At 59.5% G+C, this 14,512-nt stretch carries 11 protein-coding genes and 1 rRNA gene; 5 read left to right on the top strand and 7 right to left on the bottom strand.

Going from position 1 to position 14,512, the window contains the following annotated elements; genetic code table 11:
- Positions 1-8: 8 nt before the first annotated feature.
- The 5 genes from AC3WP7_RS06890 to AC3WP7_RS06870 all read right to left on the bottom strand — a co-directional run bounded on the left by AC3WP7_RS06890 (position 9) and on the right by AC3WP7_RS06870 (position 5,251).
- Positions 9-1,544 carry an MFS transporter gene (locus tag AC3WP7_RS06890; RefSeq protein ID WP_092248792.1) on the bottom strand — a complete coding sequence of 512 codons (1,536 nt, stop codon included), beginning with the start codon at positions 1,542-1,544 and terminating at the stop codon, positions 9-11.
- A gap of 102 nt (positions 1,545-1,646) precedes the next feature.
- Positions 1,647-2,567 carry a LysR family transcriptional regulator gene (locus AC3WP7_RS06885; protein ID WP_102592491.1) on the bottom strand — a complete coding sequence of 307 codons (921 nt, stop codon included), beginning with the start codon at positions 2,565-2,567 and terminating at the stop codon, positions 1,647-1,649.
- Between the two features lie 51 nt (positions 2,568-2,618).
- Positions 2,619-3,467 carry an ABC transporter permease gene (locus AC3WP7_RS06880; RefSeq protein WP_071489596.1) on the bottom strand — a complete coding sequence of 283 codons (849 nt, stop codon included), beginning with the start codon at positions 3,465-3,467 and terminating at the stop codon, positions 2,619-2,621.
- Between the two features lie 12 nt (positions 3,468-3,479).
- Positions 3,480-4,331 (bottom strand): ABC transporter ATP-binding protein, encoded by an 852-nt coding sequence (locus AC3WP7_RS06875; protein WP_093528298.1) that lies wholly within the window; start codon positions 4,329-4,331, stop codon positions 3,480-3,482.
- 26 nt (positions 4,332-4,357) lie between these two features.
- Positions 4,358-5,251, bottom strand: coding sequence for a TauD/TfdA dioxygenase family protein (locus AC3WP7_RS06870; RefSeq protein ID WP_071489594.1), 894 nt, complete (start codon positions 5,249-5,251; stop codon positions 4,358-4,360).
- Positions 5,252-5,618: 367 nt separating this feature from the next.
- Between AC3WP7_RS06870 and AC3WP7_RS06865 the strand changes: the two genes are divergently transcribed.
- The 5 genes from AC3WP7_RS06865 (at position 5,619) to AC3WP7_RS06845 (ending at position 12,197) form a co-directional block, all read left to right on the top strand.
- The gene (locus AC3WP7_RS06865; RefSeq protein WP_071489593.1) at positions 5,619-6,329 is read left to right on the top strand and encodes a GntR family transcriptional regulator; all 711 of its coding nucleotides are present in this window, start codon (positions 5,619-5,621) and stop codon (positions 6,327-6,329) included.
- 314 nt (positions 6,330-6,643) lie between these two features.
- Complete coding sequence (locus AC3WP7_RS06860) at positions 6,644-7,402, top strand: DUF3050 domain-containing protein (protein WP_092248771.1); 759 nt, start codon at positions 6,644-6,646, stop codon at positions 7,400-7,402.
- Positions 7,399-8,346: a diiron oxygenase gene (locus tag AC3WP7_RS06855; RefSeq protein ID WP_093121915.1), complete on the top strand. Its 948-nt coding sequence runs from the start codon at positions 7,399-7,401 to the stop codon at positions 8,344-8,346. Before AC3WP7_RS06860 ends, AC3WP7_RS06855 begins: the two co-directional genes overlap by 4 nt.
- Positions 8,343-11,720 carry an amino acid adenylation domain-containing protein gene (locus AC3WP7_RS06850; RefSeq protein ID WP_093513611.1) on the top strand — a complete coding sequence of 1,126 codons (3,378 nt, stop codon included), beginning with the start codon at positions 8,343-8,345 and terminating at the stop codon, positions 11,718-11,720. The genes AC3WP7_RS06855 and AC3WP7_RS06850 overlap by 4 nt, the downstream gene beginning before the upstream one ends.
- 18 nt (positions 11,721-11,738) lie before the next feature.
- Positions 11,739-12,197 carry an SRPBCC family protein gene (locus tag AC3WP7_RS06845; protein WP_092248780.1) on the top strand — a complete coding sequence of 153 codons (459 nt, stop codon included), beginning with the start codon at positions 11,739-11,741 and terminating at the stop codon, positions 12,195-12,197.
- Between the two features lie 44 nt (positions 12,198-12,241).
- Here AC3WP7_RS06845 and AC3WP7_RS06840 read toward each other — a convergent pair whose 3' ends face one another.
- Together AC3WP7_RS06840 and rrf are read right to left on the bottom strand one after the other, a co-directional pair.
- Positions 12,242-14,122, bottom strand: a complete 1,881-nt coding sequence (locus AC3WP7_RS06840; protein WP_071489588.1) for a methyl-accepting chemotaxis protein — start codon at positions 14,120-14,122, stop codon at positions 12,242-12,244.
- A 283-nt stretch (positions 14,123-14,405) separates the two neighbouring features.
- Positions 14,406-14,512, bottom strand: a 5S ribosomal RNA gene (gene rrf / locus AC3WP7_RS06835); the annotation flags it as partial.

The raw sequence follows: 14,512 nt of genomic DNA, 5'->3' as shown, positions 1-14,512 counted from the left end.
CCTTTCAATCAAGTCGGTGCGCGCGGCGGAAAAATCCGCGTGGGCATCCAGAAAATCAGCAGGATCAACGCCACCGCGACCGCGGCCATGGCGTAGTACAAATCCGAAGAAGTCAGCACCACGGCCTGCTCATGCAGGCGGTGCGCCAGGCCCGGCGCATCGCCGTCGGCCAGGGGCGAATTGCCCAGACGATCGACCAACATGGTCGAATGGAAGTGCAGGCGCTGGGTGGTCAAGGTATCGAGCACGCCGGTGGCGATCACGGCGGCCAGGCCCTTGATGGTGTTGAACCAGGCCGAAGCAAACGGCCCGTCCATGGGCTGGATGCTGCCGGTGGAGAGCATCAGCAGCGGCAGCACGGCCATCGGTTGCCCGAAGATTTGCAGCAGGTACAGGCCGTAGAAGTCGTCGCGAATCCACGCTGACGTCAGATGCGCACTGCCCACGCAGCACAGCACCAGCATGCCCAGGCCGATCCCCAGCACCCAGCGGCAATCGACCCAGCGCAAGTTGCACAACGCCGCCACCAGCGGCAGCGCGATCAACTGCGGGATCGCCATCAGCAGCATCACCGGCGCGGTTTGCAGTGGACGGTAACCCTGCACCTGGGCGAGAAAACTCGACGGGATGATGATCACCGAAGTCAACACCATCAGCACGCCCGCCAGCACAATCAGGGCGAACGCCAGGTTGCGCAGGCCGAGCATCTGCAGCTTGAAGAAGGGAATGGGCTGCGACCATTCGTTCAGCATGAACAGCACCAGCAACACCCCCCCGCCACACAGCAGGAAGGTGATCAGGCCCGACTCGAACCAATCCAGGCGGTTGCCTTGCAGAATGCCGATCACCAGCATGCAAATCGCCGGGAAGCCCAGCAGCAGGCCGCGCCAGTTGAACTGCTTGAAGCGTTCCAGACGCAGTGGGTCTTGCGGCAGGCCATAGGCCACGGCGGCCATGGCCAGCAGGCACGGCGCGACGATTTGCCAGAACGCCCACTGCCAGCCGACGTACTCGGTCCACAGGGCCGCCAGCGGTGTGCCGAGGCTTGGGCCGAAGGTAGCGGTGAGTGCGTAGCCGGCCAGGCCGTACAGCTTGACGTTGGCCGGCAGGAAACGCAGGGCCACGGTCATCAGCATCGGCGGCAACGCGCCGCCGGCCAGGCCTTGCACGGTACGCAAAACCAGCAGGCTTTCGTAGTTCGGCGCGAACGGGCACAGGATGCCGAGCACCGTGAACAACCCGATGGCATACAAGGTGAAGCGACGCAGGGAAAACGTTACCGAACACCAAGGCGCAAAGGCCATGGCCGCCACGGAAGTGGCGGTGTAGGCCGCGACCAGCCAGGTGCCTTCGTCAAACCCGATGTACAGCGCGCCACGGATATCCGCGAGAGCCACTTTGGTGACCATCTCGTTGAGACCGGAGACCAGCACCGCCAGCAACACCCCGACCAGGCCGATGATGATGCGCGGGCCGAATACGGGCGGGGTCATGGCAGTGGGTTTGGCTGCGGCCGCAAGGGTGGGGGCAGCGAGGGAAGTCATGAACAGGTAACTCGGAATGATCAATACCCGAGCAGTTTAATCAGGCACACACATGACAAAAAGTTACTTGTTGGCAGGATATAAGTGCGCCAAACGCAATTGTCAGGCGGGCTGGGCTTCGAGCCACGTGGCGTGACAGCTCTCGCGCATGGTTTCACGCAGCCATTTGTGGGCGGGGTCCTTGTCGAAGCGCGGGTGCCAGGACTGGGCCAATACCAGGGTCGGCAACGAGATCGGCAAGGCGAAGGCGCGCAGTGGCAGTTTCAGGCGCGTGGCGCTCAGCAGCGCTTCCTTGGGCACCGGCAACAGCAAATCGGAATCGGGCAGCATGAACATTGCACCGTGAAAGCCCGGAGCGATCATCGCCACGCGACGTTCCAGGCCCTGGGCGTTCAGTGCGGTATCGATCGGCCCCCGCGCAATACCGCGCCGCGAGATGCTGATATGGGAATAGCTGGCGAAACGTGCAGCGGTGATTTCCTGATCGAACAACGGATGGTCCTCCCGCGCCAGGCCGACGAAGGTAGTGGAGAACAGGTTCTGCACCTTCACTTCAGGGCTGGCGGGCATGGTGTTGCTCACCCGCAGATCCAGGCGACCTTCGCGCAGCGCCTCGTCGTCGGTGTCGCCTTCGGGCACGAAGCACAGTTCGCACAGGGGGGCCATGCGCTCCATGGTGTCGAACAGGCGCCCGCCATACACACCGATGAAAAAGTCATTGGCACGCACGCTGAAGCGGCGACGCAGGGTGCTCAGGTCCACCTGGTCCGCCGAGCGGAACAGCAGCGCCGCCTGCTCCACCACATTGCGCACCTGGCCTTGCAACTGCAGGGCCTTGGGCGTGGGCACCAGGCCACGACCGGCGCGCACCAGGATCGGGTCGCCCACGGCTTCGCGGATACGCGTGAGCGTGCGGCTCATGGCCGCCGGGCTGAGGTTCATGCGGCGCGCGGCACCGACCACGCTGCCCTCGTCGAGCAGGGCGTCGAGGGCGACCAGCAGGTTCATGTCCGGTAGTTGCATGCCAGGCACTCGTGATCGGTGGCGCGTGAATTTGACGCAATCGTAGCGTATTCAACGTTGCATGCCCCAGCGTTTCACGGTCAAGCGCTCGAATGTGTCGAACACCAGGTTCTCCACCAACAGTCCGATCAGGATCACCACCGCCAGTCCGGCGAACACCTTGTCGGTGTACAGCTCGTTGCGGTTCTGGAAGATGTACCACCCCAGGCCACCCTTGCCGCTCGTGGCACCGAATACCAACTCGGCGGCGATCAGGGTGCGCCAGGCAAATGCCCAACCGATCTTCAGGCCCGCGAGGATCGACGGCAGCGCCGCCGGGATCAGGATGAACAGCACAAAACGCATGCCCTTGAGGCCATAGTTGCGACCGGCCATGCGCAGGGTTTCGGACACGCCGAGGAACCCCGAGTAAGTATTGAGTGCCAGCGCCCACAACACGGAATGCACCAACACAAAAATCAAGCTGTTCTGCCCCAGGCCGAACCACAGCAGCGCCAGCGGCAGCAACGCAATCGCCGGCAACGGGTTGAACATCGAGGTCAGGGTACTCAGCAAGTCGCGTCCCAGTTGGGTCGACACCGCCAGGGTGGTCAGGGCGAACGCCAGCACGATGCCGATCAGGTAGCCTTTGATCAGCACGGCCAGCGAGATGCTGACTTTGCTGAGCAATTCACCACTGAGCAGGCCGTCGTACAGCGCATGAAAAGTCTGCAAGAAACTCGGCAACAGCAGGTCGTTGTCCTGGTAGCGTGCAACGGCTTCCCAAAGGATGGCGAGCACAATCAGGATCAGGCCCTTGCGCAGCCAGCCTTGTTGCCACAGGCGCTGTCGCAGGGGCAACTCGCGTTCCACAGGGACGCTGAGCAGCGGTTCCAGGGTGATTTCAAATTCCTCGCGCATTGGGTTGACCCTTCAGTAAGCGATGCGGATATCGGCGAAACCCAACTCACGTTCGGCCTCGGGTGCTTCATCGAACAGCAGGCGATGAATGCGCCGCGCCGATGCCTGGAACGCCACGCCCCCAAGGCTGTGCAGGTCGTATTGATGGCTGTGGACTTCCGCACGTACGCGCCCGGGATGAGGCGACAGCAACAGGATGCGATTGCCCACCACCAGCGCTTCTTCGATGGAGTGGGTGACGAACAGCAGGGTAAAGCGCACCTCTTCCCAGAGCAGCAGCAACTCTTCCTGCATTTTGCGTCGGGTCAGGGCGTCGAGGGCGGCGAAGGGCTCGTCCATCAGCAGGATTTTCGGCTGCATGGCCAGGGCGCGGGCGATGGCGACGCGGGCTTTCATGCCGCCGGAAAGGGTATGTGGATAGGCATCGGCAAAGGCGCTGAGGCCGACTTTGTCGAGGTACTGCAGCGCGCGCTCTTCAGCTTCGGCGCGCTTCAAGGTCTTCGAGGCCAACAGCGGGAACATCACGTTCTGCTTGACGGTTTTCCACGGCGGCAACTGGTCGAACTCCTGGAACACCACGATGCGATCCGGGCCGGGTTGCTCGACCTTTTGCCCCAACAGGCGGATCTCGCCTTCGCAGGGTTTGATAAACCCGGCGATGGACTTGAGTAAGGTGGATTTGCCACAGCCCGACGGGCCGAGCAGCACGTAGCGGTCGGCCGGGTCGATCTCGAAACTCACTTGGTGGGTGGCCCGCACCACCCGCTCGGGCGTGCGATATTCCAGGCTGACGTTATCCACCGCCAGCAGCGGCTGCGCCGTGTTCAGAGTGCTGGCCGCGTGGCCTTGCAGGGGCATGTTCATTTCATCTCACTTGGCGCAAATGGGGATCAGAAAGGCGCATCGCCCTGGATGGTGGTGCGAAACAGCTTGCGGCGCAGGTGGCTTGGGCAGCCGGCGGCCAGGTGGATCAGCGAGCGGTTGTCCCAGAACACCAGGTCGTGGGGCTGCCATTGGTGGCGATAGATGTTGTGTGGCAACACGCTATGGGCGTAGAGCTGGGCCAGCAGGTCACGGCTTTCGTCTTCCGGCAGGCCGACGATGCGGGTAGTGAACCCTTCACTGACGAACAGCGCCTTGCGGCCGTTTTCCGGGTGGGTGCGCACGATGGGGTGCACGACTTCCGCGACCTGGGCGAGCTGCTCTGGGGTCAGCGTGGGGCGCCAGTTACCTTCGAATTTGGTCTCGCTGTAACGCGCGGTGTAGGAATGCGCGGCGCTGCGGCCCTCGACGGCTTTACGCAGGTGCTCGGGCAACTGGTCCCAGGCTTTGTGCATGTCGGCGAACAGGGTATCGCCACCTTCAGACGGCAGTTCCTGGGCGTGCAGCATCGAGCCCAGGCTCGGCAGCTCTTTGTAAGACAGGTCCGAATGCCAGAATTTTCCCGCATCTCCCAGGCCGATGGATTGGCCGTTTTCGATGATGTTGGAGACGATCAGGATTTCCGGATGGTTGGCCAGCAGGAACTGTTTGAGCACGTGGATCTGCAGCACACCGAATCGGCGACTGAAGGCAATCTGTTGTTCGGGGGTGATGCGTTGGTCGCGAAACACCACGACGTGGTGGTCCAGGTGCGCTCGATGGATGCGGGTGAAATCCTGATCGTTGACCGGACGCGACAGGTCCAGGCCGATGATCTCGGCGCCGACACTGCCGGAAAAAGGAAGAATCTCGAAGGTTTGGGCGGTGGCGGTCGCTGTTGGAACAGTAGAGGTGGCGGACATGAGGTCACTCCCGGTCAGTCAGGAGAGCGACTTTATAGATATAAGAACTTCAATTTAAATACCGTTAATGAATATCCATATGCAGGAAAGTACCGTGAGAACTCATCCCTCTGGCACCTGGGAAATAAATTGCAACGGCAAAGTGTTTTGAGTACATCGCCGGCGGTCTTGCCATTGGTGGCTGCTGGAACAGGCTCAATGAACCTGGTTGCGTAAGACGCCATAAATGCCGGCTGTGGGCGCTGAGAGCATGGTGTTGAACCGCTTACAAGCCGAAACCGTGCCCGTTTGACAAGCTCATGGGCAGTCTCTAGTGTGCATTGGATCCAATTAGCTACCCAATTAGAAAAAGGAGGATAGCGTAACCGTGACGCAGAAGCCGAACCCTTTGAACAGCATCAAGATAAGCGGTCCTATTCCCGCGCATCTTGCTCGTTCCGTGATAGAAGAAACCTTGCGCAACGCCATCCTGGATGGTCGATTGCCCTGCGGTACCGCTATGCGTCAACAGGAACTGGCCAGCCTGTTCGGAGTCAGCCGCATGCCGGTGAGGGAAGCCTTGCGCCAGCTGGAAGCCCAATCACTGCTGCATGTGGTAACGCACAAAGGCGCCGTGGTTGCCCCCTTGATCGAGGACAACTCGGCCGAGACCTATGAACTGCGGATGCTCCTGGAATCTGAGGCGCTGCGCTTGTCGATTCCTTTGCTCACCGAGGCCGATATTGCCGAGGCGGACGCCATTATTTGTGCTCTTGAGCAGGAAAAAGACTATGCCGAAATGGGCCGCCTCAATCGACTGTTTCACATGGCCCTCTATGGCAAAGCCCCGAACCAAAGGCTACTCAAATTGGTGGAGCATGGGTTGAACGAAGAGGAGCGTTTCCTGCGTTATAACCTTGAGGCCATGGGGCTGGGCGAGACGTCCCAGGAAGACCACCGCGAACTGCTGAACCTGGTGGCGCGGAAGAAAACCCAGGAAAGCATCCTGACGCTGCGCAATCACTTGATGCGAGGCATGGAAGTGATCACAGCGTACCTCAATGGTCTGGATGCCCAAGGCAAGAAAGATACGCAGTAAGGCACACGGCCCTCTTGCCCCGACCTTCCCTGTGGCGGGGCATCCTGACTGACGGTGAGCGCCTCGCCCCGAAGAAACTTCCCACTTACAACCAAGACGCCAACTTACATAAATATTATTTAGAAAAACTTCTAACATATTTGTATGTTCGCCAACTTGTTTAACCCGCTTATTATATTTATTAACAACCCTGGCACTCGTCATATTTAGCGACCCTGCACGCCAGCAGCCGTTTAACAACGACTTCCCCCTGCCAACCATAAAGAACTCATCGCTGTTTACACAGCAGACGCGACAACTTATAGGCATCAACCATGCATCAACCGTTACTTGAAACAGCAAAACTGCAGTTATGCAGTCATTCGTTATTTTCAGAAATAACTTCCTTACGGAAGTTACAACTTTTCATGGAGAGCCATGTATTTGCAGTCTGGGACTTCATGACCCTCGCCAAACGCCTGCAACAGGATCTGACCTGTACACGCCTGCCCTGGCTGCCACCGACAGACCCGCTGGCCGCACGTCTGATCAATGAGATCGTATTGGGCGAGGAGTCGGACGAACATCCCGCGCAAGGCTATTGCAGCCACTTCGAACTCTATCTGGAGGCCATGGCCGAAGTGGGCGCCAGCACCACGTCTATCAACCGCTTTATTACGCTGCAACGCCAAGGCCTGGAAGCACATGCTGCCTTACAGGAAGTCGAGGTTCTTCCTGGCGTGGCGCGCTTTGTCAGCGACACCTTGAACCTTGCGCTGAGCGCTCCCACCCATTGTGTGGCTGCAACATTCCTGTACGGACGCGAGCATGTCATCCCGATAATGTTCGAGCGCATCCTGCAATCCGATCAACGCCTCCACCACCAGGCGCCTACCTTGTGCGCCTACCTCAAGCGTCACATTGAGATGGACGCCCAGGAGCATGGGCCGGCCGCCGAGCGGTTGCTCGAACGGCTCGCCAGCGCAGACCCGGCGCACGCGCAACAGGCCCATGACGCAGCCCTTACCGCCATGGAAAACCGCATCGCGTTCTGGGATGAGGTTCAGGGCTCGTTGCAAGAGGTGCGCCCATGAACACCGGCGACTACCCATCCATCGCCGACGACTGGGAGCGCCGTGCAACCATCCGTACACGCCCTCGCCGTTTGCTGGAAAACGATGACAAGCTGATCTACCCACTGTGCCGCCAACCGTTGGTGCTCAGTGCGACTTTTCTTGAACACTGCCCGCAATGGCGCGATTTCGTGCTGGTGCAGAGCTTCTACAAGTTCATCAACGACGTGGTGATATTCGAGACGGAGATCGTCGACAAGACTGCGCGCAGCATCGCCAAGAACCGCTTCTCGATCCCCTTCCCGCTGGCGTGCCGCGTTGATGCAATGACAGTCGTCGTGGACGAGGACTACCACGCGCTGGTCGCACTGGATTTCCTGCAGCAAACCGTGGCCCTGACCGGCATACAGCCGTTGGAGCTACCCAGGCAAATCGAATTGACCCGCGCACTGCCGACAGCACAAGCCCAGGCGCCAGCCCATCTGCACGATGCAGTAGAACTGATTGCCGTGGCCATCGCCGAAAACACGGTGACCCATGATGTAGCAGCATTCTCCAAGGACAGCAGTGTCAAAGCCTCCATCCGTGGCTTGATGGCCGACCACCTGTTTGATGAAGGCCGCCACGCGCACTTCTGGACGCGACTCGTACGCATGTATTGGCAAGCCGCGAACGCGGACGATCGCGACAGTATTGCCAAGGTACTGCCGACGTTCCTGGCTCAGTACCTGACGAACGATCTGCAAAAAGACTTTGACCTTCACTTGATCGAACACCTCGACATCGACGCCAGCCTGCGCAACGCGTTGCGCAATGAAATCGCCGCGCTCACCTTCCCCATCACCCGCCGGCACCCGTTGTTGAGCAATATCCTTGGCTTCCTGCAACACAGCGGTTTGCTGCAGACACCGAGCGTGGTGCACGCGTTGAAAGACTATTTGCCGATGCCCGGGGGCGCGACATGAAGCGCCTGACAATCGGATTTTCCGGTGCCAGCAGTGCCTTGGACGCCATCAGACGGGAGCTGGAACAGCATGGGCATGTCTCGAGCGATGAAGGCGTCGACCTGTGGATAGACGACGGACGTCAGCCGCTGCGGGACCCGACAGACCCAACCCCAGCGTTGAGCCTGCGCCTGGGCGTTGGCCCGGTACCCGACTGCGGACTGCCCGCGCTGCAGTTGCGCGCCTATGGAGCCAGCCGGAGCTTGTCGGGAGTCCTGGACATCGCCGACGAACCAACGGGCAACGGGCAACGGTTACGCCAGCAAGTGAGCCACGCATTGGTGGAATGGGTCGCGCTGCACGTCAGTCGTTTCTCACGGGACCCTGGATATTTCTCCGTGAGTGCGGTTGCCAATGACTGGCCAGAGCAGGGTTTGGATGCGCTTGACGCGCTGGCGTTTGTCCATCGATTCAACCGCACCGAAGACCTCGCTGTACTGCGCGAAGCTCAGGTGCCCTTGATTGAACGCGTGCAGGCCAGCCTCCATAGGTCCGCTGATCGACCGGCGCTGAGAATCGCCGGTAGTGTAGTGACTTACCGCGAGCTGCACGTCCAGGCCCTCACGATCCAGCAACAGTTACACCCCATGCTGGGCAATACGCAGGCGCCCCCCGTGGTTGGCGTGTGCCTGGAAAAATCCATCGAGTTGTACGCCAGTATCCTTGCGGTGCTCGGCTGTGGAGCGGTGTATCTACCGCTGGGCCCGGACCACCCGCCACAACGCCATCAAGTCATGCTCGAGACCGCAGGGGCGCATGTGTTGCTGGACGCCGGTCAACATCCTTTGCGAGCGCACTTCACTGCACTGGATGTCACCCGTCTCGACCTCAGGCATGTCGACCTCACGCTTGCGCTGATGCCAGCTCGCCCCCACCCCGATGCGCCCTGCATGACGCTCTTTACGTCTGGCACCACAGGCCAACCCAAGGGCGTGCTGCTCAGCCAGGCAAACCTGGCGCATTTCACGGCCTGGTTCAGGTCCTGTATGAACGTGGATGACCAGAGCCGTGTCTTGCAGTTCTCACCATTGAGCTTCGACTCATCGCTGATCGATATTTTCCCCGCCCTGATAGCGGGTGCCGAGTTGATCGTCCCCAGCGCCGAGCAACGGCACGCCCCTGAGCAACTGTTGGATCTGCTCCACCAGCAACGCGTCACCCATGCCTTTTTGCCGCCTGCGCTGTTGAGCATCCTGCCGCTTGATCAACCATTGGGCCTGACGCACCTGCTGACCGGCGGCGATGTGTGCGAACCCCATGTCATCGAACGCCTGGCAGGGCAGTGCCGGTTTCACAACCTGTACGGGCCCACGGAGACCACGGTGCTGGCCACCCATCGGACACTGCTCCCCGGTGACTGCAACCGCAACCTCGGCTACCCCATCGCCAACAGCCAGGTGCTGATCCTCGATGACACTCTGCAACCGGTGGATGAAGAGGTGATGGGTGAGGTGTACATCGTCGGCCCCGGAGTCAGCTTGGGGTATGTGGGCACGTCGCAACCGTCTGCCAGTCCTTTCGTGGAACTGGCGGTACCAGGGAGTCAGCCACTGCGGGCCTACCGCAGTGGCGACCTGGCACGATGGACCGCCGACGGGATCGTGCTGGGTGGACGGCGTGATGACCAAGTGAAAATCCGCGGGTTTCGGGTCGAGCCGCAGGAGATTGAACAATGCCTGCGCAATAGTCGGCTGTATCGCCAGGTGGCGGTAGTAATCGACCGGGACAGCAGGATCCGCAGCTACATCGCCCAGCCTGAACCAGACGCGAGCGTGGCCGCCCTGAAGCACCATGCACGACAATGGCTGCCAGACTACATGCAGCCGGGCTTCTGGGAGGTGTTGCCCCACCTGCCGTGCTCCGTCAATGGGAAAGTCGACCGGCCGGCATTGCTGGCACTGCCGATTCGGTCTGCGTTGCAAGCAGACGGCAGTGCCGCGAAAAGTCCGCTTCACGTTCGGTTGTCCCGCTTGTGGAGCGAGCTGCTGGCAGTGCCCGCAGGTAATCTGTCTATTGACCAGAGCTTCTTTGATCTCGGCGGGCATTCGATTTTGCTATCGACCTTGCTGCTGCGTGTTCGCGAGCAATTCGGCCGTAGCTTTGTGTTGAGTCACTTTATTGAAGTGCCGACGATTCGTACGCTCGCAACGCTGGTGGAGAACGGTGAACGACCCGATGCAGGATCCGGCCGGGCCGCCCGTGATGCTCAATCGGAGTGGGTGCTCGACACGTTGCCCGAGGACCGTGCAGGTGATCCGCACAAAGTGATCGTGACCGGAGCCAACAGTTTTGTGGGTGTCCATATCGTCGAAGCATTACTGGCCGCTGGTGCAGCCGAGGTGGCGTGCCTGGTACGTGAGGAACCGGGGCGGTCGCCAATGTCACGACTCATCCAGGCGTTACATGAATACCGCCTGGAGCATGTGGACCTGAGCCGAGTGAAGGTATATGCGGCCGATATCAGCCAACCTCGATTGGGCCTGGCTGACGCTGTGCATGAGTCTCTCGCCAGAGACTTCGGCGTGCTGGTCCATAACGCGGCGCGGGTCAATCACGTGATGGACTATGCGTCACTGACGCGGGACAACGTTGACCCCATACGCGAATGCCTGCGCTTGTGTGAAACCCACCGCAAGAAAGTCTTCAACTTTGTCTCGACACTGTCCGCCTCAAGCAGTGTCGACTCGCAGGGCTATGTCCTCGAAGCACCCGCCTCTACCACGCTGCCGCTGTACATCAAGAATGGCTACAACCTGTCCAAATGGGTTGCGGAGCGACAGTTGGGGCATGCGGTGGCGCGCGGTGCCTGGGTGAATATCCATCGTCCAGGCAATATCAGCTTCAACAGCCGAAACGGCGCGTGCCAGCCGCAAAAAAATCGCCTGATGCTGATGCTCAAGGGGTCACTGCAACTGGGCCTGCTGCCCCGGCTGGCGCTGAACTTCGACCTGATGCCGGTGGACTTTCTGGCTCGCTTCATTGCATTCCACTGCACCCGCTTTCACGCCAGCCGGAGTGTGTTCAACCTGCATAACCCACAACCGTTGAGCTGGGCGCACTACCTGGATGCGTTCAGTCGGGCGGGCCATCGCTTCAAGCGAGTGGGCATAGCGCAATGGCAGCAGGCGCTGCGAACGGTAAGCCAGGACAACGCACTGTTTGGCGTGCTCGGTTTTTACCTCGACCGCCTCGACGAAGACATCGGGGACACTTCAATGATTCGTTATGACAACGCGCGAATAGGTGTCCAGCAGATGGGTGAACACTACCCCGCAAAGGACACGGCACTGTTGAGCAAAGGCTGCAGTTACCTCAAGGCCATCGGCTTTCTTTGAATACCCCAGGACAACCTCATGAAACTGCTGCAACCCGATACATTAATCCGCAACCCGAGTGGCCTGCCGATAGTGGCGTCCGTTGTGGTCAACTGCTCCGCCTCTCGCCTGTGGGACATGGTGGGACGATTTGCCGGCTTCGATATGTTCATTCCGGACTTGAGCCATATCGAAATGATGGGCTCAGGCGTGGGCGCCTTGCGGACAAAATTCTTCCGCGATGGCAATTGTGTAGTGGAGCAACTCAATAGCCGGGACGAGCAGGCTATGCACATGACCTGGACCACGATCTACAACACCCTGGGTGTGGCCAGACTATGGGCGGCGATCCAAGTGGAAGCAATTGAAGCGGAGCGCGCCAAGGTGATGTGGACAATTATTGCAGAGCCCACAGAGGAGGCGAACGAGGGGTTCGAACAGTTTGTGCAAGGCTTTGCCAGCAGCGCCCTGGACAATGTCCGTCGAATGCTCAGCTAAACGGCAGGAGCGACTCGATGCGCCCCCGCCGTTGAATCAGCGGGTCATATCTTGAAGCTATCGACCAATTGCTTCAAACGATTGGCCTGCTGCGACAGGGCATCGCAATCCTTCAGGGTTTCATTGAGATTCGCCACGCCCTGCTGGTTCAGCAAGTTGATCTGATTGATGTCCACATTGAGGGTTTCCACCACGGCCGTCTGTTCTTCAGTAGCTGCGGCGACAGACTGGTTCATGCCGTCGATCTCAACGATCCGCTGCGTCACACTTACCAGGCGCTCACCAGCCTGGTTCGCGACTTCTACGCTTTCTTCGCTGGAGGCCTGGCTGGCGTTCATGGTGGTGACCGCTTCGCGCGAGCCTACTTGCAGCGAAGTGATCATTTTGTGGATCTCCTCGGCCGACTCCTGGGTGCGGTGAGCCAGGTTACGCACCTCGTCGGCGACCACTGCAAAGCCTCGCCCGGCCTCACCTGCACGGGCGGCCTCGATGGCAGCGTTAAGCGCCAGCAAATTGGTTTGCTGGGAGATGCCTTTGATCACATCAAGGATGTGACCGATGTTGTCGGTGCTGGCGTTCAGGGTCTCGATCTGGGTGCAGGACAAGCTGATCTTTTGCGACAACTCAGACATGGCAAGGATGGTCTGCTCGACCACTTTGCGGCCATCGTCGGCCTGCTCGCTGGCACCACTGGCGTGTTGTGACGCATCGGCGGCGTTGCGCGCGATTTCCTGGGTGGCGGCACCCAGTTCATTGATCGCTGCGGCGACGCTGTTAGTGCGCGCGCTTTGCTCGTCGGAACCGACGATTGAGGCATTGGACGAGGCCATCACACGCTGGGACAAGTCATGCACCTGGCGGGTAGCCGAGGACACTTCCGAAATCGAAGCATGGATGCGCTCTACGAACTGATTGAACGCACTGCCGACCTCGCCAAATTCGTCCTTGCTGGTGACCGCCAGACGACGGGTCAGGTCACCCTCACCCTGGGCGATATCCTGCATCGCCACGCCCATAGTGGTCAGGGGTCGCAGCAAGACTTGAATCAGCAAGCTCAGGAGCACGGCAATCGCAACCACGGCGATCAACATGGCAATCAACGCAGATGTCCGGAATTTGCCCAGTGGTGCGTAGGCTTTGTCTTTATCAATCGACAGGCCGATATACCAATCCGCGCCTGGCAAGCCGCTGATAGGGGTGAATGACAAGATTCGGTCCTGGCCATTGAGAACGACGTCCTGACTGACCTTCTCAATGCGCACTTGGGTGCCGGGGTAGATGTCCTTGAGGTTTTTCATCACCTGGTCCTGATCGGGACTGACGATGACTTGCCCGTCACCACTGACCAGGAACGCATGGCCAATGCCGCCAAAATCCACCGAGTTGATGATCTTCACCAGGGTCTGCAGACTCAGGTCACCGCCGACCACACCGAGCAACTCGCCGTTCTTTTTCACCGGCATGGCAATGGTCACGATCTGCCCACCCACCGCTGCCATATAGGGTGGCGTAAGCATGGGTTTATCTGCAGCTACGGCTTGTTTGTACCAAGGGCGCTGACGGGGGTCGTAGCCGTCGGGCATTTTTGCGTCAGGACGTTGGGTAAACACGCCGTTGGTTTGGCCAACATAGGTGAACTGGAAGTTATCAGTGAACGCCGGCTGATCAACCAGGCCAGGAAGGTCGGCACCACTGCCTTGGTGAGCAACGTTTTGCGTAAGGCTTTCGAGTACCAATATTCGGCCACTAAGCCAGTTCTGCACACTGCTGGCAGTGAGTTCACCGGATTGCTGGATGGACGACTCCAGGTTCTGCTTGATCGTGCTGCGCTGCAGGTAGTCGTTGTAGAGGGTGAATAACGCGAAGGCCAGAACCACGACGCCTGACGCGGCCAACAGAATTTTATGACTGAACTTGAGATTCATTTCATCGACTTCTTTTGCCAAAGGGGGGTGAGCGTGCCGAGCGGAACATTCCATGTAACGGTATAGGCAGCTTCTCGGGCCGCTCTATTTCGGTGCACGCATGGCTCGTCAGGCTTTCGGCCACGCCGCGGTAAAGCTTAGAAAATTGTGAGACGTTTCTGATTTTTAAGCAGGAAACTGACCAGCGGTAGGCATGTGTGAGGAAACTAAAAATTGTGCCGACTTATAGCCCCAAACGACAAAACCCCTGTCTGTGCTAGCAGACAGGGGTTTTGGAATTAAATCTTGACGATGACCTACTCTCACATGGGGGAACCCCACACTACCATCGGCGATGCATCGTTTCACTGCTGAGTTCGGGATGGGATCAGGTGGTTCCAATGCTCTATG

This window comes from Pseudomonas sp. FW305-3-2-15-C-LB1 (assembly GCF_058787615.1).
This window is presented reverse-complemented; position numbering and strand designations above follow the sequence as displayed.